The sequence below is a fragment of the Limimaricola variabilis genome (assembly GCF_034371605.1).
In the GTDB taxonomy this organism is placed as follows: Bacteria; Pseudomonadota; Alphaproteobacteria; order Rhodobacterales; family Rhodobacteraceae; genus Limimaricola; species Limimaricola variabilis.
The window spans coordinates 883,491-907,571 of the sequence record NZ_CP139691.1; the positions used below are offsets into that span (position 1 = coordinate 883,491).

17 protein-coding genes are annotated in these 24,081 nt (G+C 66.5%); 8 read left to right on the forward strand and 9 right to left on the reverse strand.

Annotated elements, in window-relative coordinates; all coding sequences use genetic code 11:
* Positions 1–180: 180 nt before the first annotated feature.
* The 3 genes from T8T21_RS04380 to T8T21_RS04390 all read right to left on the reverse strand — a co-directional run bounded on the left by T8T21_RS04380 (position 181) and on the right by T8T21_RS04390 (position 5,128).
* A complete protein-coding gene (locus tag T8T21_RS04380) occupies positions 181–2,742 on the reverse strand; it encodes a Hint domain-containing protein (RefSeq protein WP_322336958.1) in 2,562 nt (853 codons plus the stop codon).
* Positions 2,743–3,328: 586 nt separating this feature from the next.
* On the reverse strand, positions 3,329–3,934 hold the full coding sequence (locus T8T21_RS04385; RefSeq protein ID WP_322336959.1) for a DUF1190 domain-containing protein: 606 nt from the start codon (positions 3,932–3,934) through the stop codon (positions 3,329–3,331).
* Between the two features lie 18 nt (positions 3,935–3,952).
* A complete protein-coding gene (locus T8T21_RS04390) occupies positions 3,953–5,128 on the reverse strand; it encodes a glutathionylspermidine synthase family protein (RefSeq protein WP_322336960.1) in 1,176 nt (391 codons plus the stop codon).
* 399 nt (positions 5,129–5,527) lie between these two features.
* On the opposite strand from T8T21_RS04390, the gene T8T21_RS04395 reads away from it, so the two are divergent.
* The 7 genes from T8T21_RS04395 (at position 5,528) to T8T21_RS04425 (ending at position 14,767) form a co-directional block, all read left to right on the forward strand.
* Positions 5,528–6,412, forward strand: coding sequence for a WecB/TagA/CpsF family glycosyltransferase (locus T8T21_RS04395; protein ID WP_322336961.1), 885 nt, complete (start codon positions 5,528–5,530; stop codon positions 6,410–6,412).
* 266 nt (positions 6,413–6,678) lie between these two features.
* The gene (locus T8T21_RS04400; protein ID WP_322336962.1) at positions 6,679–9,696 is read left to right on the forward strand and encodes a DUF4082 domain-containing protein; all 3,018 of its coding nucleotides are present in this window, start codon (positions 6,679–6,681) and stop codon (positions 9,694–9,696) included.
* A gap of 239 nt (positions 9,697–9,935) precedes the next feature.
* Positions 9,936–10,442 (forward strand): acyltransferase, encoded by a 507-nt coding sequence (locus T8T21_RS04405; protein WP_322336963.1) that lies wholly within the window; start codon positions 9,936–9,938, stop codon positions 10,440–10,442.
* Positions 10,439–11,458 (forward strand): Gfo/Idh/MocA family protein, encoded by a 1,020-nt coding sequence (locus T8T21_RS04410; protein ID WP_322336964.1) that lies wholly within the window; start codon positions 10,439–10,441, stop codon positions 11,456–11,458. The genes T8T21_RS04405 and T8T21_RS04410 overlap by 4 nt, the downstream gene beginning before the upstream one ends.
* Positions 11,455–12,609: a DegT/DnrJ/EryC1/StrS family aminotransferase gene (locus tag T8T21_RS04415; RefSeq protein ID WP_322336965.1), complete on the forward strand. Its 1,155-nt coding sequence runs from the start codon at positions 11,455–11,457 to the stop codon at positions 12,607–12,609. Before T8T21_RS04410 ends, T8T21_RS04415 begins: the two co-directional genes overlap by 4 nt.
* Positions 12,606–13,607, forward strand: coding sequence for an NAD-dependent epimerase/dehydratase family protein (locus T8T21_RS04420; RefSeq protein WP_322336966.1), 1,002 nt, complete (start codon positions 12,606–12,608; stop codon positions 13,605–13,607). The genes T8T21_RS04415 and T8T21_RS04420 overlap by 4 nt, the downstream gene beginning before the upstream one ends.
* Positions 13,604–14,767, forward strand: a complete 1,164-nt coding sequence (locus T8T21_RS04425) for a DegT/DnrJ/EryC1/StrS family aminotransferase (RefSeq protein WP_322336967.1) — start codon at positions 13,604–13,606, stop codon at positions 14,765–14,767. Before T8T21_RS04420 ends, T8T21_RS04425 begins: the two co-directional genes overlap by 4 nt.
* 25 nt (positions 14,768–14,792) lie before the next feature.
* Here T8T21_RS04425 and T8T21_RS04430 read toward each other — a convergent pair whose 3' ends face one another.
* On the reverse strand, positions 14,793–15,431 hold the full coding sequence (locus tag T8T21_RS04430) for a NeuD/PglB/VioB family sugar acetyltransferase (protein ID WP_322336968.1): 639 nt from the start codon (positions 15,429–15,431) through the stop codon (positions 14,793–14,795).
* A gap of 352 nt (positions 15,432–15,783) precedes the next feature.
* Here T8T21_RS04430 and T8T21_RS04435 point away from each other — a divergent pair, with 352 nt between their 5' ends.
* Complete coding sequence (locus T8T21_RS04435; RefSeq protein ID WP_322336969.1) at positions 15,784–16,554, forward strand: LuxR family transcriptional regulator; 771 nt, start codon at positions 15,784–15,786, stop codon at positions 16,552–16,554.
* A 5-nt stretch (positions 16,555–16,559) separates the two neighbouring features.
* Here T8T21_RS04435 and T8T21_RS04440 read toward each other — a convergent pair whose 3' ends face one another.
* The 5 genes from T8T21_RS04440 to T8T21_RS04460 all read right to left on the reverse strand — a co-directional run bounded on the left by T8T21_RS04440 (position 16,560) and on the right by T8T21_RS04460 (position 24,016).
* Positions 16,560–18,122, reverse strand: a complete 1,563-nt coding sequence (locus tag T8T21_RS04440) for an oligosaccharide flippase family protein (RefSeq protein ID WP_322336970.1) — start codon at positions 18,120–18,122, stop codon at positions 16,560–16,562.
* Positions 18,020–19,840: a glycosyltransferase family protein gene (locus T8T21_RS04445; protein ID WP_322336971.1), complete on the reverse strand. Its 1,821-nt coding sequence runs from the start codon at positions 19,838–19,840 to the stop codon at positions 18,020–18,022. The genes T8T21_RS04440 and T8T21_RS04445 overlap by 103 nt, the downstream gene beginning before the upstream one ends.
* Complete coding sequence (locus T8T21_RS04450) at positions 19,837–20,874, reverse strand: UDP-glucuronic acid decarboxylase family protein (RefSeq protein ID WP_183469326.1); 1,038 nt, start codon at positions 20,872–20,874, stop codon at positions 19,837–19,839. The genes T8T21_RS04445 and T8T21_RS04450 overlap by 4 nt, the downstream gene beginning before the upstream one ends.
* Before the next feature lie 49 nt (positions 20,875–20,923).
* Positions 20,924–22,243, reverse strand: a complete 1,320-nt coding sequence (locus T8T21_RS04455) for a sugar transferase (protein WP_322336972.1) — start codon at positions 22,241–22,243, stop codon at positions 20,924–20,926.
* A gap of 402 nt (positions 22,244–22,645) precedes the next feature.
* Entirely contained in the window at positions 22,646–24,016 is a 1,371-nt protein-coding gene (locus T8T21_RS04460) for an O-antigen ligase family protein (RefSeq protein ID WP_322336973.1), read from the reverse strand.
* Between the last annotated feature and the right edge of the window lie 65 nt (positions 24,017–24,081).

Sequence of the window (24,081 nt, forward strand, 5' to 3'; positions counted from 1 at the left end):
TCCGATGACGGCGCGATCCGCGCCTTGCCCCACCAACGTCCTGCCGGAACGAGAAGTTTCGGAGTTGCCCTACCGATCCGCGAGGCACCCGCGACAAAAAAACGGGCGAAGAGGTGAAACCTCCCCGCCCGGCACCAAGCAAAACCGGTTAACCCCCCAGGTACTGGTAAAAGTAGCCGATCAGACCACCATCAGCCGCGCCTCGTGCCGCTTGAGCGCCTTGCGGGCCGCGCGGTAGTTGTCGATGCCAGCGCGCTGGCGCAGCTCGGGGAACAGCTCGAAGATCTCGTCCCGCTGCTCGGCACCGATCCCCTTGAGCGTGTGATCGCCGGGCTGGAAGCTCTCGGTCCAGGCGCCGTTCGACAGCACGACCTCGTGGCGGTCGAACATGAAGTGGATGTAGCTGGTGCGCGACACGTCGATCGAATGGATGCCCTTCGAGCCAACGAGGTGCTTGGCCGCGGCCAGAACCTCGCTGTCCTCGAAGTAGAGCTGTGCCCGGTCGCCGGTCAGCAGCACCCGGTGGTTCGGCGAGACCATCATGTCGCGCTCGGGCAGGCCGTTGCCCAGCGCGCCCGCGCGGATCATCACCGGCTTGAGGTGCGGGCTGGTCAGGAACTGCGCCGGTCCGACCTGCTTGTGGCCGACCCAGCGGATCTCCTGAATGCCGTTGTCACGGGTGATGATGCGGTCGCCTTCGCGCAGCTCCTCGACGAGACGCTCGCCGCGCGGGGTCGCGATCACGGTGCCGGGCGTGAAGCAGGGCACGACGTTCTCGATCTCCTCGAAGCGGAGCGTGGTCCCGTCCTTGAAGTAGACGATGCCGTCCTCGCGGTCGTCCGAGGTGTATTCGATGCGGTCGACATCGGTGCCCGACAGATCGAGCGTGTCGTAGTCGTCACCGCCCTCGCCGCCGATCACCCGATCGCCGCCATTTCCGCCGACGAAGTAGTCGCGATCGTCATCGCCGAACAGCAGGTCGTTGCCCTGCCCGCCGATGATCCGGTCGTCGCCCGCCCCGCCAAAGATGGTGTCGTCGTCGATGCCGCCGTCGAGATAGTCGTCGCCATCGCCGCCGAAGATGGTGTCGTCATCGTCCTGGCCGAGGATCGTGTCGTTGCCCTTGCCGCCGAACAGCTCGTCGCGGCCGTTGTCGGTGACGCGGTCGCCCCGATCGTCGCGAATGTTGAGGCTGTCGGGGAAGCGCGGGTCGAGGCCGCCGCGGATGACGTCGTCGCCATCGCCGCCGAAGACGGTGTCGTTGCCTTCGCCGCCGGTGAGCGTGTCATCGCCCTCCTCGCCGAGGATCAGGTCGTCGTCGATGCCGCCATCGATCCGGTCGTTACCGGTGCCGCCGAAGATCGTGTCGCGGTCGTCACCGGTGTGGATGATGTCGTCCCCGGCGCCGCCATAGACGGTGTCGCGGTCGTCATAGGGATCGGCGTCGCGGCCGAGCCCCGGATAGGGGTTGTCGAAGCGGTCGAGATCGGCTTCGCGGTCGCCATCGCTCGAGTCGATGCGATCATTGCCGTCGCCGCCATGGATCACGTCGTTGCCGGTGCCACCCAGGATCACGTCGTTCTCGGCACCACCGTCGATCTTGTCGTCGCCCTCGCCGCCGAACAGCTTGTCGCCATTGCGGCTGCCGATCAGCTCGTCGTCGCCGGCGCCGCCATAGAGTTCGTCGCCGCCGGTGCCGCCATCGAGACGGTCATTGCCGGCGCCGCCATAAAGCGTGTCGCGGCCGCCATCGCCGTAGAGGTCGTCGTCGCCGTCCTCGCCGTAGATCGTGTCGTTGCCCGCGCCGCCATAGACGAGGTCGTCGCCCTTGCCGGCCTTTACGGTGTCGTCGCCGCCGTAGGCCTCGATCCGGTCGTCATCGGGCGCGTCGTCGCCCAGAATGGCGTCGCCATTGTCGACCCGGTCGCCCTCGGGATCACCGTCATAGGCGAGATCGATGAGGTCGTCGCCCATCGTGCCCTCAACGATGCCGTCCGGCCCGGTCGGGCACTGCACCCGCAGCGCCACCGTGGCGTCGTCGAAACCACCGCGATCGTCGGTCACCTTGTAGGAGATGGTCACGTCGCCGGTGAAGCCCGGCTCGGGCGTGTAGCGCAGGGAGCCGTCTTCGTCGACATAGACCTCGCCATGATCGGCCCAGACCTCGCTCACCCGCAGGGCATCGCCATCGGGGTCGCTGTCATTGGCCAGCACGTCGATGTTGATGGCCATGTCGCGCTCGGTCGAGGCGCTGTCATCACGGGCCACCGGGGCGCGGTTGTCGCCCTGGTTGTCCTTCAGGAACTTCTCGATGTTGTAGAAATAGAGCTTTTCGCCGGTCGGCTTCATGTCCTCGTCGAGGAACTGGATCCAACCGTTCGAGCCGTTGCCGTCGCCATCGGGCTCGATGTCCTTGGCGTAGAGGTTGCCCATGCCGCGCAGGTCCAGCGTGTCGACATCGCCGAGGCTGCCGTCACCGCCGCCATAGACCACGCCGCCGCGACCCGGCTTGAAGGTGTCGGCGCCGTCGCCGCCATAGAGGGTGTCATAGGCGTCGCCGGTCAGGTGGTCGTTGCCGTCGCCGCCATGGACCTCGTCGCAGCCTTCGCCGCCATCCATCCAGTCGTCGCCTGCATTGCCGTAGAGCTTGTCGTTGCCCGCGCCGCCGAAGATCTCGTCATTGCCATCGCCACCGTAATAGGTGTCGTTCCCCGGCGTTCCGTCGAACCGCTTGCCCGCCATGCTTCGTCTCCTTACCGCGGGCGTCGCCTGCCCCGCTTCCGTTCAGACCGACCGCGCCCGGTCCCGCCGATCGGCGGGCTGGTGCCCTGGGGCACCGGCTCGGGCTGCGAGCCATGCTCTATGCTGCTGGTTCCCCCCACGGGTCGCATGCAGACTGGACCCGGTAGTTGCCTTGCGACCCGTCATCCGTTCTGGGCCACCCGTGCCGGGGTTGAGCCATAATTATCTCGCCACCAGCGGTCGACAAAGGAAAAAGTGGCGGAAAGGTGGTCCAACGGAGGCGAGAGACGGCCGCCATTGAGGCGCATTCGTATAGGCCCGCGCGGGATTGTTGACGAATAACGCCCACACCCTCGGCCGATCAGAAATGAATACCCATAAAAAACTAGGGCATCACGCCGTACGCCAGAATCCTTTGATGCCGATTTCGCAACAATACGGCACACTGAAGCAGGCCACGGCCATGCCCCAATGCGCCCATTTATTGCCGCAATTGTAGTTGCTTAGTGGCGATCAGTCCGCGCGGATCGGGCCCATTGTTCGCCCGAAGCGCGCATGCGCCCCGAAATCGTCGCGCGCGCGCCTCTCAGCCGCCGAAGCTGCGCACGCCGGTGCCGGTCCGGGTGGCTCCGAACCCACCGGTGCGGTTGACCGTGGCGCGCGTCATCGGCGCGGCGGTGCGGGTCGGCGTGCCGGCCCGGAAGGCGTTGGGGCTGAGCGACGTGGTACCCCGCGCCTGGTTGAGTACGGTGCCGCCCGGCGTGGCGAAGCCGCCGGAAGACCGCCCATAGAAAGGCTGCGCCATCGAACCGCGCCCGCCCAGCATGTTGCCGATCAGGTAGCCCGCCATCAGTGGCAGGAAGATCGATCCGCCGCCGCCGGGCCGCTCCTCGGCGACGCATTCACCGCCATGCTCGGCCTCGCACAGTGTCTGGTCGTCGTAGCGCGGCGCGGTCTCGACATGCGCCTCGAGCGCCTGGCCGAAGCCCTCCTCGCAGCTTTCCTCGGTAACCCAGGTGCCGGGCCCCGCCGCCGCCTCGAGACAGGCATCGAGCGTCGGGAACGCGGCCGAGGGCACATCCTCTTCGCGGCAGGCCGCGAGGCTGAAGGCGGCCGCGCCGAGAAGCGCAATGCGCACATGGCGGGAACGCTTGGAAGTGGTGGCCGGGGTCGCGGCGGATGTCTGGCTCATGGCGGTCCTCCTCGGGGCTCAGGCCCGGATGAAATGCGGCTTGAAGCGGCTCAGGTCGCGGGTGATGCGGCCGCGATCCTCTCGCAGCCCCATGCCGACGCAGGCGCGGCCGACGATCCAGGCGCCGATCACCGGGTGCATGCCGTCCATGACAGGCAGCGGGTGATAGGCCTGCAGGATCGCCGGATGCGCGTCATAGCTGCGGTCGGGCGACCGCTCGCCGCCATCGGGGCTGACGATGTCGACGCTCGCCCCTTCGCGCGAAAAGAGCGGTTTGCGAACATGGCCGCCGGCCAACGCGGCGCGGGCGGCAGGCGTGTCGGCCTCGTCCTCGAACCAGGCGGGCAGAAGGTTCGGGTGGCCCTCGAACAGCTGCCACAGCACCGGCAGGATGCCCTTGTTGGACAGCACCGCCTTCCATGGCGGCTCCAGAAACCGGCACTGCGCCCCCGGCAGGGCTTCGGCGAAATCATCGCGCAGCATGTCTTCCCAAGGGTAGAGCTTGAACATCGCGCCGATCACCTGGCCCTCGCCATCGGCAAACTGGCCGGCATCGGTCAGGCCGACTTCGGGGATCGGCACGAAATGCGCACCCAGCCCTGCCTCGCGCGCGGCCCAAGCCATGTATTCGGTGGTGGCGTAATCCTCGGGATTGTCCGGGAAGCAGGCGAAATGCAGGTCGGTGTCGGGCGCGAAGATCTCGGCCAGCCGCGCCACCAGCGCCTCGTGCAGGCCGTTGAACTGGTCGGTGCCTACCGGCAGACGCCCCGCTGCCAGCATGTCCTCCAGCCACTGCCACTGAAACGCCGCGCTCTCATAGAGCGCGGTCGGCGTGTCGGCGTTGTATTCCAGGAGCTTCGCAGGTCCCTCGCCGTCATGGGCGAGATCCATGCGGCCATAGAGTTCGGGCTCGTCCCTCTCCCAGCTCTCGATCACGAAGCGGCGCAGCGCCGACGGGATCGCCAGCCGCTCCATCAGCGCGTCGGAGCGCAGCACATGATCCACCGCCTCGCGACACATGCCGTGCAGCTCGGTCGCCGGATCCTCGATCACCTCTTCGACCTCGGCGAGGTCGAAGGCATAGACCGTCTCTTCCTCCCAGTAGGGCTCGCCATGCATGTGATGGAAGGTAAAGCCCGCCTCGCGGGCCTTTTCCTCGAAATCCGGTCGGGCGCCGATGGCGATGCGTTGCATGATGCTCCTCCGCTGCGCAGCCCCGGACCTAGCGCGCGGCCGCGGCGCGGGCCAGCCCCTTCACGAAAGGATGCGGGTGGTAGTGATGGGCCATGAGCACGGAGTCTCATGGAAAGCGCGTTTCGAGGCAGGTCGACCAGACCTACAATCAATGACTTAATCGAAAGTTTTGCTCCAGCCGATCGGCGCAGCCTGCTTCTGCGCTGACCTCATGACCCACGGCCTCACCCTCGGCAAACCCGAAATATTTCCGTCACCCCCATTCACGACTTGGGCAACGACCGGCAGCAACTTTCGCCGCGCTGGGTGGAGATACCAGCCTTCACGGTCACCCAAAGGCACGTCGCCTTCAAGGCGGTTCATGTCCGAATTGCGGTAGCGCGACACCCATTGAGACAGATGCGCCGCCCCGCCTCCCCGCGCCACGATGATGTGCAGAATGCTCCAAGACGGATTGGTACGATGCGAATGACAGGTGCGACGCCCGTTTCGGCCCCGGCCTCTCCTGGCGAGATCAACCTGCTCGGCGTCAAGGTTTCGGCGCTGAACCTCGAAAGCGCGACGGCCCGGCTGTCGGCGGCGATACGTGCCGGACGACGGGGCTATGTCTGCCTGTGCGGTGCGCATGGGCTCGTCGACAGTCAATCGATGCCGGAGCTGCGCCGCGCCTATAACGAGGCCTTTCTCGTCACCCCCGACGGCATGCCGCTGGTCTGGGAATTGCGGCGGCAGGGTCACACTGAGGCCGGGCGCGTCTATGGCCCCGACCTGATGCTCGAGCTGATGCGGGAGCCGGGGCTGCGGCACGCGCTGTATGGCACGACAGAGCATACGCTGACCAAGCTCGAGCACCGGTTGAAGGAGCTGGCGCCCGCGGCAACCATCGTCTGCCGGATCGCGCCCCCCTTTCGCGCCCTCACCCCGGAGGAGGAGGACAAGATCACGCGGGACCTCAACGCGGCGGATGCGGATCTGATCTGGGTCGGGCTTGGCGCGCCGAAACAGGAACTCTGGATGGCGCGGATGCGCGAAAGGCTAACCGCGCCAATGCTGATCGGGGTCGGCGCCGCCTTCGACTTTCACGCCGGGAACACCCCTCAGGCGCCGGGCTGGGTTCAGCAACGGGGGCTGGAATGGCTTTATCGGCTAACAAGGGAGCCGAAGCGACTTTGGCGGCGATATGTTCGGGTCGTGCCCGGGTACCTATACCTGCTTGCGCTGCAGCGAACCGGCCTCAGAGGCTTCGCAGCACCCCCGCAGATCGAAGTACAGGAGGCGCCTTGATTAACTCTTTAGGGGTATTTTCGGCCGTTCCTGCAATCCAAACGGACAGTTCAATCGCCCGATTTCGCCCCGTCACGTCAAAATGGCGGTTCTCCGCCATGTTAGCGCATTACAGGGGCGATTCAGACAAGCGACTGAAATCGCGCATCTTCTGCTGAAGCGCCGAAATGGGGGAAGAGCCGGCCGAGGCGGTTTGCCACGACGACTCGGTCATGCGGCAATTATCCGCCCATGCCGCAAGCCCATGTGCGAACGGGATTTTTGTCATGTCTGCAGCTGAGTGGAAAAGATTCGCCGCAATCCTGATCGGCACGTTGTTGCTTGCTGCCCAATTTAGCCTCTTCCCCTCAGATGCCGCGAGTCGATCGGTTTGGGTACGACCTGCTTGGATCCTCGAGCAAATCGGGGACGACGACCCAAGCAGAGGCAAAGACGACATGGCAATCTACTACGTCGACACGACCGGCAACGACAATGCGAATGGCAGCTCAGCGTCCCCCTTCCGCTCCATCCAGCGGGCCCTGGATGCGGGCCTCCAACCCAATGACGAAGTCGTCGTCCGTGCAGGCACCTACAACGAGCAGCTCAACATCAACACCGGCGGCTCCGCCGCGGGCAACGTCACGATCCGTGCTGAAGAGCCGGGCACGGCCCTGATCCGGCCGCCTTCGAACGCGTACAACGCTGTCAACGTGAACAGCAACTACGTCACGATCCAGGGCTTCGACATCACCGGCAATGGCGGTGACGGCATCGAGGCGAACAACGTTCATCACATCGAGGTGCTGGACAACATCGTCCATGACAGCGGCGAGTCAGGCATCCAGTTCAACTGGTCGGACTTCATCCTCGTCGAGGGCAACACCACCTACGGCAATGCCAGCGACGGCTGGTTCTCGGGGATCTCGATCTACCAGAACCGCAACATCACCGGCGACAATTCGACCGACGGGTTCCGCACCATCGTCCGCGACAACGTCTCCTACGACAACGTCACGCAGACCGGTCAGCACACCGACGGCAACGGCATCATCATCGATGACTTCCAAAGCACCCAGACCGCCGGCTATCCGAGCTACAACTTCCCGACCCTGGTCGAGAACAACCTGGTCTACGAGAACGGTGGCAAGGGCATCCAGGTCGTCTGGAGCGACGGCGTCACGGTGCGCGGCAACACCGCCTATCACAACAACCAGGACAATCTGAACACCGGCACCTGGCGCGGCGAGATCAGCAATTCGCAATCGAGCGACAACGTCTTCGTCAACAACATCGCGATCGCCGATCCGTCGGTCAATCCGAATAACACCGCCTATGACAACACCTCCTATGGCGGTTACAGCAACGACGTCGTCTTCAAGAACAACCTGAGCTTCAACGGCACCGAGGGTCAGGCTTCGGTGCGCACCGACGGCAACAACGCCATGCCGAGCGCGGCCGACGGCAACTTGCTCGGCGTCGATCCGGGCCTCGTGAACCCGCCGGTCGATTTCCGCCTCGCGAACGACTCGCCCGCGATCGACGCGGGGACGTCTGCCTATGGTCTGGCGACGCTCGATCTGGACGATACCGCCCGCGTCGAGGGCCGCGTCGATCTCGGTGCCTATGAGCTGGGATCTGGCAGCTCCGCGCCCACGCAGCAGCCTGCGCCTCAGCCGGAACCCGAGCCTCAGCCGCAACCCGAAACGCTGCCGGAGCCCGTGCCCCAGCCTGCCCCGCAGCCCGAGCCTCAGCCCGAGCTTCAGCCGGACCCCGAGCCGCGGCCCGAGCCTGCGCCGCAGCAGCCCGCGACCGAGATTCCGGCCGCCGATGGCGAAGCGTTCAGCCTGTGGGACACCGCGGCGGTCCAGCCGCAGAACGCCCATGGCGACCAGCGCGCGGTCGAGGTTGGCCTGCGCTTCACCGCCGATGTCGATGGTGAGATCGAGGGGCTACGCATCTATCGCGGCGAAGGCGCGACCGGCCTCGAAGCGATCAACCTGTGGAGCGCGGAGGGCAACCTCATCGCGACCGCCAACGCCCAGGAAACGCCGTCCGGCGGCTGGCAGGAGGTCAGCTTCGACGCCCCCGTGGCGCTGGAGGCGGGCACGACCTATGTCGGCTCCTACTTCACCGCTTCGGGTGACTATGCCGCGCAGACCGGCTTTTTCGACGGCGCGTTCGACGCCGGACCGATCAGCGTCGACAAGAGCGCCGGTGTCTACAGCTATGGCAACGGCGGCAACTTCCCCAACCAGAGCTACAACGCGTCCAACTACTGGGTCGACGTGATGTTCACGCCCGAGCAGGCGGCGCCCGTCGAGGCTGTGGCGAAGCCCGTCGAGGCTGTGGCGGAGCCCGTCGACACGTCCCCCGCAACCGTTGACACCCCGACCCCAGCTGCGGATCTGGCGGCCTCCTCCCCGGTAGACCTCCCGGCCGCCAACCCGGTTGTAACCGGCGGCGACGGGGTCATCGGTGAGGCCGGTGTCGCGGTCGCGGATCAGCGCGACGCGCAGACCTGGCACCGCGTCGACTTTGCGACGCCGCTCGACAACCCCTCGGTGGTGATGGGCGGCGCGACCGGAAACGGGTCAGACCCGTACAGCGTCCGGGTCAGGGACGTGTCCGATACCGGCTTCGAATACCAGATCGACGAATGGGACTACCTCGATGGCCGCCACCAGCAGGAGGCGATCAGCTGGGTGGCGCTCGAGCGCGGCACTCATGTTCTCGAAGACGGCCGGACGATCAGCGCGGGTCGCACGACCTCGGATGGCGATTGGAACGAGGTCACCTTCGCGCCCGACCAGTTCGGCGCCGCGCCCGTGGTCTTCGCCCAGGCGTCGGGCGACGCCAATTCCGGGGCGGTCTCCGATCAGATCAGGTCGGTCTCGAATGACGGCTTCCGCACCCGGCTGGTCGCCGAAGAAGGAGCTTCCACGGCGCCCCAAGCCGAAAGCGTCGACTGGATCGCCCTGGAGACGGGCGGCAATGCGCAGTCCGGCGCGGTGGCCGGCTCGACGGGACGCGCGGTCGACCACAGGGGCAGCCAGATCGATTTCGCCGGCGCCTTCGAGGACGAGGCCTTCGCGATGATCACCGATCTCCAAACCACGTTCGGCCGCGACACGGCGACCTTGCGGACCGAACAGATGGACGCGGACGCGGTGATGCTGCGGATCATCGAGGAAAGCTCGGGAGACGCCGAGACGCGTCATACGCGCGAGTCCGCGGGCTATGCGGGCTTCGACTGCGGCGAGATCCTCGGCGTCCCGCAACCAGTCGAAGACACCCTCTTCTGAGCCATCCCACGTCAGGCAGAACGGGACCGGCCGCGCGAAAGGCGCGGCCGGTTCGTCGTTGGGGCCACCGCCACGGCCCCCATTCATGCGAATTGCCGAATTGCCGGCGGATCGCACTCGATCGGATGAGAGCCCACCCTCCTTCGGACGCTTCCTCGAAAGTCCGATTTCCATAGGCTCGACGCAGGACAAGACCAGGCGGGATGCCCCGGCATCCGCTGCTTTCGGAGAACCCTGCCATGACGATCAGAGATTGTGACATCGCGCCCGATGCACAGATTTACCAACCCGACCTCGTCAACCTCTACGGCTGCACCATCGGTGCCCAGACCCGCATCGGTCCTTTCGTCGAAATCCAGGCAGGCTGCAGGATCGGGGCGCGGTGCAAGATCTCGTCCCATGCCTTCCTGTGCGAGGGGGTGACGCTCGAGGACGGTGTCTTCGTCGGGCATGGCGTGATGTTCACCAATGATCGCTACCCGGCCAGCACCACGGCCACGGGCGCGCTCAAGGGCGGCGACGACTGGACCTGCGAGCCGATCCTGGTCTGTCGCGGCGCGTCGATCGGATCGAACGCGACCCTCCTGCCGGGCATCCGCATCGGCGCCCGAGCGCTCGTCGGTGCCGGTGCCGTCGTCACGCGCGACGTGCCGGACGGGGCGGTGGTCGCAGGCGTCCCCGCCCGGTCGATTGCCGAACCGGCGCGCGGCGCTGGCGGGGCGACTTCGCTGGCGGTGCTGCGATGATCGGGGTCGGGATCGTCGGCTACGGCTACTGGGGGCCGAACCTCGCCCGCGCCGTGTCCGAAAGCGGTGTCGCCCGCGTCGAAATGATCGCCGACATGTCACCCGACGCGCTCGCCCGCGCGGCGCAGCGCCACCCGGCGGCCAAGCTTACCACAGATATCGCAGAACTGATCCGCGCCCCCGGCGTCGATGCCGTGATGATCGCCACGCCGGTGCACACCCATTTCCCGATCGCCCGCGACGCGCTCAGGGCGTCCAAGCACGTGCTGGTCGAAAAGCCGATGACCGACGACGTGGCACAGGCGATCCAGCTGGTCGAGGAGGCGGCCAAGCGGCGCAAGGTGCTGATGGTCGATCACACCTTCGTCTATACGCCGGCCGTTCGCGCCATTTCCGAGATGATCGATGCCGGGGAGCTCGGCGAGGTCTATTACTACGACTCCACGCGCGTGAATCTCGGCCTGTTCCAGCGCGATGTGAACGTGATCTGGGATCTCGCGGTGCACGACTTCGCCATCGTCGACCACCTGCTCGACCAGCATCCGGTGATGATCTCGGCCTCCGCCGCACGCTTTCTCACCGGCAGCCCCGAGAACATGGCCCAGCTCACCGTCCATTACGACGGTGGCGCGATGGCGCATCTCAACGTGAACTGGCTCGCGCCGGTGAAAATCCGCCAGACCCTGATCGGCGGCAGCCGCAAGATGGTGGTCTATGACGACATGCAGACCAGCGAGAAGGTGAAGGTCTACGACCGTGGCGCGATGTGCAGCGCCGACCCCTACGAGAAGCTGGTCTCCTACCGGCTGGGGGACATGCACGCCCCGGCCCTGCGCACGAAGGAAGCCCTCCTCACCGAGGTCGAGGAGTTCGTCCGCTGCATCGAAACCGGTGCGACCCCGCTGACCGACGGGCTCAGCGGGCTGCGCATCGTTGAAATGCTCGCCGCCGCCTCCCGCTCGGTGGAGCTGCGCGGTCATCCTGTAGATTTGACGAGTTTGAAGGTGGCATCATGATACCGTTTCTGGATCTGAGGCGGCAATACGCCGCCCTCGCCGAACCGCTTGAGGCGGCCGTGCTCGAGACGCTGCGCGGCGGCAGCTACGTGCTCGGCGAAGCGGTTGAAAGCTTCGAGGCGGATTTCGCGGCCCGTTGCGGCACCCGCCATGCGATCGCGGTGAACAGCGGCAGCTCGGCCCTGCATCTCGCCCTGCTGACCGCTGGCATCGGCCCGGGCGACGAGGTGATCACCGTACCGACCACCTTCGTGGCGACCGTGGCGGTCGTGCTTTATGTCGGCGCGGTGCCGGTGCTCGTCGATGTCGATCCAGAGACGCTGACCATGGATCCCGCCAAATTCGAGGCCGCGATCACGCCTCGGACGAAGGCGGTTCTGCCGGTTCACTTCCATGGCCGGCTCGCCGACATGGCCGAGATCGGGCGCATCGCCGAGGCGCATGGGCTGATCGTCATCGAGGATGCCGCGCAGGCGCATGGTGCCACGCGGGGCGCCCTGAGCGCGGGCGGCTTCGGCGCCCTCGGCTGCTTCAGCTTCTACCCCGGCAAGAACCTCGGCGCGGCCGGTGAAGGCGGCGCGATCACGACCAGCGATCCCGCCCTCGCCGACCGGATCAGGGCATTGCGCGACTGGGGCCAGGTGGAACGTTCCGTGCACCTGCTGCGGGGCTACAACTTCCGCATGGACACGATCCAGGGCGCGATACTCGGCGTGAAGCTGCGGCACCTCGCGGCCTGGACCGAAGGTCGCCGATGGGTCGCCCGGCAATACGACGCCGGCCTGTCGGAGCGCGTGACCCGCCCTGTGCCGGCTTCGGGCGAGGATCACGTCTACCATGTCTACGCGATCACCCATCCCGCGCGGGATGCGCTGCGGGCCGCGCTCGCCGAGGCCGGGGTGGCGACCAACATCCACTACCCCCGCCCCGTCCATCTTCAGCCCGCCTATGCCGACCTGGCCGGCGGTCCGGGCAGCTTCCCGGTTGCCGAGGCCTATGCGGCGCGCACCCTGTCCCTGCCGATCTATCCCGAGCTGCGGCCCGAAGAGATCGCCCAGGTGATTTCGGCGGTGAACTACTTCGTCGATGCGAAGGCCGGCCAGACCGACCGGCTCGACAGGACCACCTGCCCCGAGGAGATCGCGATATGACCGGCACCCGCACTCTCGAGGGCGCGCGCGTTCTCGTCACCGGCGGCAGCGGCTTCATCGGCTCGCATATCACCGATCTGCTGATCGAAGCGGGCGTGCGGGAGGTGACCGTGATCGACAACATGGTCCGCGGTCGCCCCGAGAACCTCGAAGACGCGATGCGCTCGGGCCGCGTGTCGCTGGTCGTCGGCGATATCCGCGATGCCGGGCTGATGGATCAACTCGTGGCGGGACAGGATGTGGTCTTTCACCAGGCGGCGCTGCGCATCACCCATTGCGCGGCCGAACCCGACACCGCGATGTCGGTGATGGTACAGGCCACCTACGATCTGCTGCGCCGTTGCGTCGAGCATCACGTCGACCGGGTGGTCATGGCCTCCTCGGCGTCGATCTATGGCCTCGCGCCACATTTCCCGACCCCCGAGAGCGATCCGCCCTATGACAACCGGACGCTCTATGGCGCCGCGAAGAGCTTTGGCGAAGGGCTGCTGCGGTCGTTCCACGACATGTACGGGCTCGACTATGTCGCGCTGCGCTACTTCAACGTCTACGGCCCCCGGATGGACCTGCATGGCAAGTATACCGAGGTCATGGTGCGCTGGATGGAGCGGCTGTCCGAAGGGCTGCCCCCAATCGTGTTCGGCGACGGCGCGCAGACCATGGATCTCGTGCATGTCCGGGACGTGGCCCGTGCCAACATCCTCGCGGCCCGCAGCGACGTGACCGACCGGGTCTACAATATCGGCTCGGGCACGGAGACCTCGCTGCTCGAGCTCGCCGGCCTGATCGCGCGCGGCATGGGACGCGAGGATCTCGTCGCCGAGCATACGGCCGAGCGGGCCGTCAATCCGGTGTCCCGGCGGCTTGCCTGCACGCACGCCGCGGCCCGCGAGATCGGCTTTCGCGCCGAGATCGGCCCCGATGCCGGGCTGGTTGACCTGATCTCCTATTGGCGCCGCGAACGTGAGGCGCGGCCCGGTTCGAGTGCGGCCGCATGATCCCCATCGCCAAGCCGTTCATCAACCGCTCCGAGGCCGATGCGGCGAGCCGGGCCGTGCTCTCGGGCTGGGTCTCTCAGGGGCCGCAGGTGGCCGCCTTCGAGGTGGAATTCGCCAATTTCGTCGGAGCGGCGCATGCCTGCGCGGTCTCGAACTGCACCACCGCCCTGCATCTCGCACTGCTCGGCGTTGGCGTCTCGCCGGGCGACGAGGTGATCACCGTCAGCCACTCCTTCATCGCCACCGCGAACACGATCCGCCAATGCGGCGCGACGCCTGTCTTCGTCGACATCGAACGAGATGGCTACAACATCGATCCTACGGCGATTGCCGCGGCGATGACCCCGGCGACCCGCGCGATCCTCGTGGTGCATCAGATGGGCATGCCCTGCGACATGCCCGCCATCCTCAAGCTCGCCGGCGCCCATGGCCTGCCGGTGATCGAGGACGCCGCCTGCGCCGCCGGCTCCGAGCTGCGGATGCGCAATGCCTGGCTGCGCATCGGGCGTCCCTTGGGCGACGTGGTCTGTTTCTCCTTCCACCCGCGCAAGGTGATCACCACCGGTGAGGGCGGGATGCTGACCACCAACCGCGTCGAGCTGGACGCCGGGTTCCGGCTCGCGCGGCAGCACGGGATGTCGGTGTCCGACGCGGTTCGCCACAACAGTCCGCAAGTCGTCATCGAAAGCTATCCCGTCACCGGGTTCAATTACCGGATGACAGATATCCAGGCCTCGATCGGGCGCGAACAGCTCAAGCGTCTGCCGGGCATCGTGTCGCGGCGGCGCACGCTGGCCGAACGCTATTCGACCCGGCTTGCGCTCCTTCCAGGCGTCTCTGCCCCGGTGGAGCCGCGCTGGGCGCGGTCCAACTGGCAGAGCTACTGCGTCCGCCTGTCAGACGGCATCGATCAGCTAGGCGTGATGCAGGCGATGCTCGACCGTGGGGTCGCGACCCGCCGAGGCATCATGAACGCGCATCAGGAAGCAGCTTATGCCGACATCGCCACGACCTCCCTGCTTCGGTCCGAGGCCGCGCGGGATCATTCGATTCTTCTGCCGCTCTACGCCCAGATGACCGATGAGGAGCAGGACAAGGTCCTCTCGGCTCTCGAGGAGACGCTCGCACTGGTGCGGCGGCGCGGTGCCCAGTCCGCCTGACGCCGCCAACCTCCTCGGGGGTGGGTCATCGGGGGGCCGGTCGCAGGGTCCGCGCCGGGTTGCCCGCGACCACCTCCCCCGGCGCGACGTCCTTCACCACGACCGAACCCATGCCGATCAGGGCCCCCGCCCCGATGGTCACGCCGTTGCGGATCGCGCTTCCGCTGCCGACATAGCAGCACTCGCCCAGCCGGGCGCCGCCGGCGATGATCACCCCCGCCCCGATGATCGAGAACGATCCGATCGTGACGTCGTGATGCACCAACGCGCGCGGCATGATGAGCACGTGCTCGCCGATTTGGCCGTTCGAGGTCACCAGCGCGCCGGAATAGAGAACCGATCCGTGACCTATCAGGGCCTGGCCCGACACCTCGGCTGCCGGGTGGACGAAGGTCGCGAACCGGTCAGGTTCGAGCCCGGTACGTGCGATGATCTCGGGTCGTGCATGGTAGCTCTTCTCCGATCCGACGAGGCAGAGGAAGCGGGCATGGGGGTGGTCGGCCATCCGCGCCATGGGCAGGATCGGCACGCCGTCGAAGGTCTGGCCCCGGTATTTTCCGGCGTCATCCAGAATTGCCGGCACGCGGGCCTGTCGAATCAAGGCCTCGATGATTTCGAGGCAATTCCCGCTATAGCCGATGGGAATGATGTCGGATCTTTCCATTTCAAACCGCGCCCGATGAAGGTGGAGAGGAGGAGCTACAACACGGTGCTCCCGCTCGAACAAGACAATAGACCGAAAGGCGATAAAATTCGGTGCGTTTCGTAATCCTTACGGTCTATGAAATTTGTTTCAATAGATCGCCTTAGAGGTGTCGCTGGTCAAAATTTGTGCTAACTTACTTCGTGTTGCCGGGTCGGGCCCGAAAGGGAGACTTCGTTACAAAAAAAATCGATCGTCATGACAAACGTGACGACAATACCACCCAGATGCTTGCTTGCATCCAATTCTAATTTCGACATCAGGCTGCTTCATTTTCTAGCCCCGTGGGTCCTACAATTGGAGTTTTGTGTTTATGGGCCGTTCTTTTTACAATGATGCGTTTCCCACGAAGAGAGACAATCCCATCAGTCCTGACGTCGCTGGAAATCCGACCCGGATTACCGACGGCCATGTGATTACCCTTATCGGAAAGCATCCCTTCGAACTCGAGGTTCTGGCCGCATCCCTGCGGCATGCCTTCCCGCGTGCAGCGATCCACAGCTACGGCTCCGAACTGGAATGGGCCGAAAACCGGGAACAGGACCAGGAAGACGGCATCGTTCTCTACAACATCGGCGACACGCCGTTGTCGAACGAGACGACGCTGCTTGAACTGCGCAGCTTCGTGCAGCATGCCGGCCGGCGGCGCGTGATCGTCATTTCGCGCCGCGACGACCTGATGGGGGTGCTCGACGCGATCGATTGCGGCGCGGTGGGGTTCATCCCCTCCAGCGTCGGGTTGGACGAGCTCGTCGAATGCATGCGCAACGCCTCGAGCAAGAGCGTGGTCATCCCACGCTGCAGCGTGCTGGCGCTCCGTGCCGCGGTGGCGCGAAACGGCGAGACCAATTCGGGGTTGGAGCGCCACTTCACCTCGCGCCAGCTCGCGGTCGCCAAGGCCCTGCGCCATGGTGCCGCGAACAAGACGATCGCCTATGAGCTCGGCCTTTGCGAAAGCACCGTAAAGGTCCATATCCGCAACATCATGCGCAAGTTGCGCGCGACCAATCGGACCCAAGCCGCGTTCCGCCTCAACGAGCTCGCGAATGGGAGCACCTCGGTCGACGTCCTGCCGGATGACTGAGCCGCTCACTGGCGCACCAGCGTGACAAGCTTGCGGACCGGTCCCTTCAAACGACCGGTCCGCAGGCGGTTCAGCCTTGGCGCCAACAGGTTGTCGGTCGCCGAGACACCGATGAACCAACCGATCATCGCGCCGAAAACGGCGATGGCGGTCATGCGCGTATCGGGCGTCGGCCCCTTGGTGATCATCACGGCGGCTGGGATCAGGATCGTCGCGCCGACGATGCCCAGACCGCGCCCGATCACCCGACCGAGCTCCGACCAGCGGAACGGAATATGCCGCCGAACCGCCGCCAGCAGGGCCAAGCCCTGCACGATGTTCAAGGGCAGCAGGCTCCAAGCCACCTCCATCAGTCCGAACTGCGCCGCCACGATGATAGTCGCGGCCAGCAGCGGAACGAAGATCAGGTTGAGGATCGCGAGGTCGCGGATCGCCTCGACCGCGACCAAGATCGGAAAGGCCAGGCTCGCCGGAAACAGGGCCATCCCCGCAAGCGAGACGACCTGAAGCAAAGGTATCGCCGCGAGCCATTGATCGCCCAGCAGGAGGCGCACCGCCGGATCGGCCAGGATCCCGAGGCAGGCCAGCGCGGGCCATTGCAGGATCACGACAAGCGACAGGGCCCCGAGATACACCTTGGACAGCTCGGCCTTGGCGCGGCGCAACTCGGCGAATGCCGGTAGTGCAACCGGCTGGACCGCACTCAGCACCAGGCGGTCGGGCAGCTGGGTGAGCGACACGGCACGCGCGAGCAGGCCGACCGCCGTAAAGCCCAGGATCCTCCCGATGATCAGCCGAGGCAGGGTTTCCGTGAGCAGTCCGAGGATCGTCACCAGGCAGGACCACGCGCCGAATGGCAATATCCGCCGCCAGTGGGCCAGCGTCGGCCGGTAGAGGTCCGGCTCCGGCCGCAGCGTCTGCGCCAGTATCGCGGCTGCGCAGGCCGTCGCCACCGACCCCCAGGCCAGCGACAGCGCCCCCCATCCGGAGATGGCGAGGCCCAGCGCCGTAAGCGTCCCCATGCCATTGGCGCCGAGGCCGATCGCGGCAACCCGACCGAACGCCATCTCCCGGCGCAGCAGCGCCAGACGGACGCTGCTGATCGGGGCAAACAGGAAGCCCAGCGCCGCCACCTCGAGCAGCGGCGCGAGATCGGCAGCGCCGTAAAGGGCGGCAATCGCACCGGCGCCTAAGTACAGTCCGAGCCCGAGCGAGAGCGAGAGCAGCGCCACGATCGTCGCCGCACTACGCAGGAACTCCGTCGACGGAGACGGCTCCTTGATGATGCTGCTGGCGACCCCGAAGTCGCGGAAGGTCTCGATCAGGATGACGGCGGCGCTCGACACTAAGAACAACCCGATCTCGGCGGGCGACAGGAGCCGTGAGACCACGACCATCATCCCCACGCTCATCAAGGTGCCGAGCGATTTGTCGACCAGCGAGAGAAGGAGGGACCTGCCTATGGTCACGACCGGCTTCTCCGGATGCGCGGCCCGTGCCTCGACATCTCGGCGGCACGCATGCCCAAGGCCCTGAGCCGGCGCCGTACGAGGGGCGGCAGCAGCCAACGGCCGACCGCGTCCCGCAGCTCGGCGAGATAGCCAAAACCCGGCGCCGGCGGCACGCGCGGCCGGATCACCCCGCCGGGGAGGCGGCGCAACGCCCGGTCGAGCGCGGCGAGGCCCTGCCAGCGCAGGCGAAGCCCGGCGCCACGCCGCCCACCCGATGGCGGCTGCCCGTTCAGGCTCTGTATCGCGACCAGCCAGGCGCCGTGCATTTCGGGTGTACGGGCTGGCAACGCGTGTAGGCTCGTGGCCGGTCGGGCCGCGACCGACCACGGCCCGACCGGCCGATCCGCCAGCCGGTCGAGAGCGGCGCGCATGAGGCGCAATTCCGCATGATCAAGTTCGGGATAGGCCGACCGCAGTCCGATCGCGGCCTCGCGATGCCCGGCGGCCAGAAGCGCCGCGAGGTAGTAGGCCCACTCCACCGGGTCGGGCCGCTCGGCGCCGTAATCCTTCAGCGTGGTCGCGATCAGGGCGGACAGGCGGTCAAGCGCCGCCGTCGCCCGGCCCTGCGCGAGGTCGCAGCGTGCGAGGCCGAAGCGCGCCTCGGGCAGATACGCCACGTAGTCGAGCGCCGCCTCGAACGCCGCTCTCGCCTCGTCCACGCGGCCGCGCGCGAGACACTGTTCGGCCCGCCGCAGCGCCGCACGGTCGAGGCCGGTCGTCGGCAGCCGAAGGCCCACCATGCCTTCCTCGGCAGTTGCGACTCGCAGCGGCCCAAAAACGTCTTCCTGCGCGATGCGCGCCCCGTCTTTCAGATCGCGGCTGAGGTCGAACCACTGGCGGATCTGCGGCCGGTGCGCGAGCGTGTGGCGGGCATGAACCAGTGCGTGGCCCCCAGCGATGATCTCGCTCATGCGCTCCGGCTCGGCCAGGAGCGCGTCCACCTTGTCGACCAGTTCGGGCGGATCGGCAAACACGCAGTTCACGCCGTCCAGAAACCCGGCCGCCTCGAGGACAGGAATGCGCTCGGTGACCAGCAAGCAGCCCGCGCCCGGGATTTCCAGATGCTTGCGCACCAGCTCATGGCCCATCGTGCCGCAACTCGGCGACAGCCAGCTCGCATTGAGGGCGCGGGCATAGGCCTCGCCGGCCAGCATCCGGCGCGCCGCGGCATCCTCGTAGCGGAAGGGCGGCGTCACGAGGCAGACATAGCGCTCGGCCAGCAGCTCATGCACCGCCTGCCGCCAAGGATAGAGCCCGTATACCTGACCGGTCAGCGTCACCGGCACCACCTTCTCGAGCCCGTAATGCCGAAATACCGCAGGGTCGATGAAATTGGGCCAGACGTAGCATCGCCCCGCGAGCGATGGCGTATAGCCGGGCGTGGCGGTCCCGATGGCAAACACCGTCTCGATGCCCCAGCCATCCATGTCGGCGAGCAGTCCGGCGCGCCGATCGCACCACGGATCGCCATTGTGCAGGGCAATCTTCGGGATGCCGGGATGCGCGTCGGTGCCGGTGATACGGGGGCGGGTCGAGCCATGCGTGCGGTATCCGGCCTCGAACAGGGCAAGGTCAGGCTCGAACCGGTCGCAGACCTCCCTGTAGTCGCAATCCTCGGAGATCACCTCGACCTCGAAATCGTGGGCGAGGCATTTGACGTGGAGCCGCGCATGCTGCTCGAGAAAGCCGGAAGCCCTGGCGTTCGGGCGGTGATTCCACTGAAAGAAGACGAGCAGGGGCTTCTTGCCCCCAGCCGCCGCTGGACCGGGTGTCATGGATGCAGGGCGTGATGCGGGTCGGCCGCGCCGTTGCTCCGGGATGCGGACCAACTCGGCGGGACGATCGGTGCGAGGCGGTCGCGGGATTGCGACAGCCGGCTTTCGAAATAGGCGATGGTGCGTTCCAACCCTGCCCTGAGCTCGGTACGCGGCGTCCAGCCCAGAAGCTCGCGCGCGCGGCTGATGTCGGGCTTGCGCTGCCGGGGGTCGTCGCGAGGCAGCGGCTGGAACACCATCTGCGAGCGCGTCCCCGTCAGCTCGATCACCAGTTCGGCAAGCTCGCGAATGCTGAACTCGCCGGGGTTGCCGAGATTGACCGGCAACGGCAGCCCGTCGGGGGCGTCCATAAGGGCGCGGAACCCGCGGATCAGGTCGTCGACATAGCAGAAGGAGCGGGTCTGCGCCCCTTCGCCATAGAGCGTGATCGGCTCTCCCTTCAGGGCCTGGACGATGAAGTTCGACACCACCCGTCCGTCGCCGACGGACATGCGCGGCCCATAAGTGTTGAAGATCCGCGCCACGCGGATGTTGACCCGGCATTCGCGTTGATAGTCGAAGAACAGCGTTTCGGCGCAGCGCTTCCCCTCGTCGTAGCACGAACGCGGCCCGATCGGGTTCACGTTGCCCCAATAGGCTTCGGGCTGCGGGTGGATCGACGGGTCGCCATAGACCTCGCTGGTCGAAGCCTGGAAGATCTTGGATTTGGTCCGCTTGGCCAGTCCCAGCATGTTGATGGCACCGATCACGCTGGTCTTGACCGTCTGCACGGGGTCGGTCTGGTAGTGGATCGGCGAGGCCGGGCATGCGAGGTTCCAGATCTCGTCGACCTCGACCCAAAGCGGCACGGTCACGTCATGGCGCAGCACCTCGAAACGAGGGTGATCCTGCAGGTGCATCACGTTCTCGCGCGAGCCGGTCTGGAAGTTGTCGACGCACAGCACCTCATGGCCGCTTTCGAGCAGGCTCTCGCACAGGAAGGAGCCGAGGAAACCGGAGCCGCCGGTCACGAGAACGCGTTTGGTTGCGGGCATGGATCAGGTCCTTTTGGGGATTGGGCGAAACGGGTCGGTCATGGCGGGATCAAAAGGCGCCGCGCCGGCCGATGACGGCGGGCAGCGTGCGCAGCAGGATCGACAGATCGCCCCAGAAGCTGCGGACCGAGATGTAGTGATCGTCGAGCGCCTGGGCCGTCGCGAGATCGGCGGAGCCGCGCTCCGAGATCTGCCACAGCCCGGTCAGGCCGGGCACCACCATGGCCCGCCTTGCCCGAAACGCCGGCGGCATCGCCTCGAGGTGATATTCGGGAAAGGGACGCGGCCCGACGAGGCTCATTTCGCCGCGCAGCACATTCCACAGCTGCGGCAATTCATCGATGCTTGATGCGCGCAGGAAGTGTCCGATGAATGGAAGGACACGTGGATCGCGGCGCAGCTTGAAATGCTCAGCCCATTCGGCACGGGCCTCGGGATTGCGCTCCAGCAGATCGGAAAGCATTTGCTCGGAGTCGAGATACATTGTCCGCAGCTTGAGGATGCCGATGCGGCGCCCGCCCTGCCCCTCGCGCGGCTGCACGTAGAAAGCGGGCCCCGGATCGGCGAGCCGCACCAGCAGCGCGCCGAGAAGGACCACGGGCGCGGCCAGAACCAGCAGGGGCACCACCAGGCACAGATCTGTTAACCGCTTGAGCGGGTCGGGAAGGCCGCAGGGCCGTGCCCGCACGAGTCGGAGTCCGAGATCGCCGCCATGCCGGTTCGGCGACACCCCCGAGAGCGGCAGCTTCGGAAGATCCGAAACCAGGATCACCTCCCGTCCCCCGGCGCTCAGCGCCTCGAGTTGCTGCCGGTCCGGCAGAGCAGTCGCGGCCCAGAGGACCGCATAATGCGGCGCGTCCTCCTCGTGAACCGGCACGAAGCCGATACCCGGATCGTCGGTGAGCCTCTTTGCGAGCTCCTCGACCGCCTCGGTCTCTCCGACGACACGCACCGGCAGCCCCGGCAGGCCGTTGGCTCTCAACAGCCGGCGCACGACCATCGCCGCACTTGCCTGCAGCAGCCCGACCACACCGAGGCAGGCCCAGAGCAGCGCGATGGCCGCAAGCCCTGCCCCCGCGAGCCCAAGGCCCGCAATTGTCGCGATCATCCCTGCCCCGAGCCAGGCGAGAGCGTTGTGCCGCAGTCGCGCTTCGGGCAGTGCGCCATATCCCGGGTAGAGCCCGACCGCGACCTTGAGGCCGATCTGCACGATCGCAGAGAAGATCAGCAGGTCCGGCACCAGTGGCCGGCCCGTCCCGCCCAGCGCGCCGCCGTTCCGGACATGGAACAGCGCCCAAAGTACCGCCACCACCACGAGCCCGTCGGCGAGGAGAAAGGCCGCACCCGCCTTCGCCTTCTGCCCGGCCACGCCCCCAAAGGGTGCGCTGCTCAGGGGATCGGCCTGCGTCCAATCCGTTCCCGCGGACGCCGTCGACGTCAACGTTGCGGTGGCTCCAACCATATGCGGGAGGTCGGGCGGGTCGAGATCCTTGGCGGTGTGCTGGAGAAGTTTCGGGCGCATGACAGTTCCCCGGAAAAACCATTACCTCCTCATGTTTGCACCGAGCCGGGACCCGTCGGTACGTGTCACATAGGTGGACGGCGGGCTCCGAACGACGCAGCGGGGTCCACCTCCCTGCTCCAAGTGCCCACTTTTGGTCATGGGGCTGACCCGCAGGGTCGAACCAACGGCATGACACAAGCAGCCATCTTGCACCCGGGGCTGGCTATCGAGTCTGCGCCCTAGGTGAACCGCTTGCATCGAGGGGGGTCAGATCGCCGGGGCCATCCGGCGAAGCGAGGCGGTCGCACCGTATCGCGCCTCTGCATGGGCGCGCGACACCGTCACGACCGCGATGGCGAGAAGCAGCCACATGAGGTCGCTCTGCATCAAGAAGGTGCTCTCCGAGAGGTTCAGAACGAGCGACCACCAGATCGCCAGGATGCACCATAGCCACCCCTCCTCCGGGGCCGCCAGATAGAGGTCGAAGGCCTGCTTCATCGCCCGCAGGATCATCACGGCGAACAGCCCTGTCCCGACCAGTCCGACGCCGAGCATGAGATCGCGATAGCCGTTATGCGCATGCGGCGCCTCCCACCCGGCTGCTCCCCAAATGCGCCAGGCAGCGTGGTTGCCCTCCGACCAGAAGGCGCCGTAGCCATGGCCGAGCATGGGACGCGCGGCGATCTCCGGATCGATGAGCTTCCACAGCGGGATCCGCCCGGTGAGGGTCGCATCCTTGCCCAGTGCTTCGAGCAGCGGCACCAACGAGAGCGCCAACAGCACGAAAAACGCCGCCGCGCCGAGGATCAGGGCGAGCCCCAGGCACAGCCGAGCCAGCCCGTGGCGACGGGAAATCATCCCCGCCATGTAGGCCATCACGACGGTGAGGCTGGCGGCGAAGAAGCTGGTGACCGAAGCCGACAGCAGCGTGCCCGCCCAGCCGATGGCGAGAATGATCCAGCCCGCCTGCCGCCGCGCCGCGGATCGGTCGTGCAGGGCCGCGAGGCCGAGCAGCACGGAAAAGCTCGCCAGCCAGCCGAGCACGTTCTTATGGACGAAAACACCGCGAAACGCCGGATCGCCGGGCATCCGCCCGAGGGACGGGAGAGCCAACCCGACCAGAAGGCTTGCCAGCGTGCAGCCGCAGAGCACCCAGGCAAGAAGCCGGACCTGATCGCGCGGGGAAAAGCGGATGGCGATCAGGTAGGCCAGCGACACCGACATCATCAGCGCGATCGCCCTGCGCACCGTGAGGCCGGGGGCGACCGACCACAAGGCGGACAGCAGGGCGAGCAGCAACAGCAACGCCAGCGGCCAGTTGCGGCACACCACGTCGAGCAGCCGGGCGGGCCAACGCATCAGCATCACGATTGTTCCCGCATAGATCGGCATGGACAGCAGCCGCAGTTTCGCGCGGGACGCCTCGTCGAGACTTCCGTCGGGCCCCAGCAGGAGCAGCGGGATCACCGCGCCCGACAAGATCACGAGACAGGCCGCGATCCAGAGCCATTCCCAGCGTTGCGGCGCGTCCCGGTGACGTGATCCCCTGATCGGCATGGCGGCCCCGCTTGTCCTTTCGCTGGCATGGCCGGCAGCAGGACCGGCCTGCGCCCCATTACAGATCGGCCCCTGCGCCATTGGCAGAGTCTCCGGAGGATGCACCGCTCGTCCTTTCGGACCGGGCTGCGTCCCCTCCTTCGGCA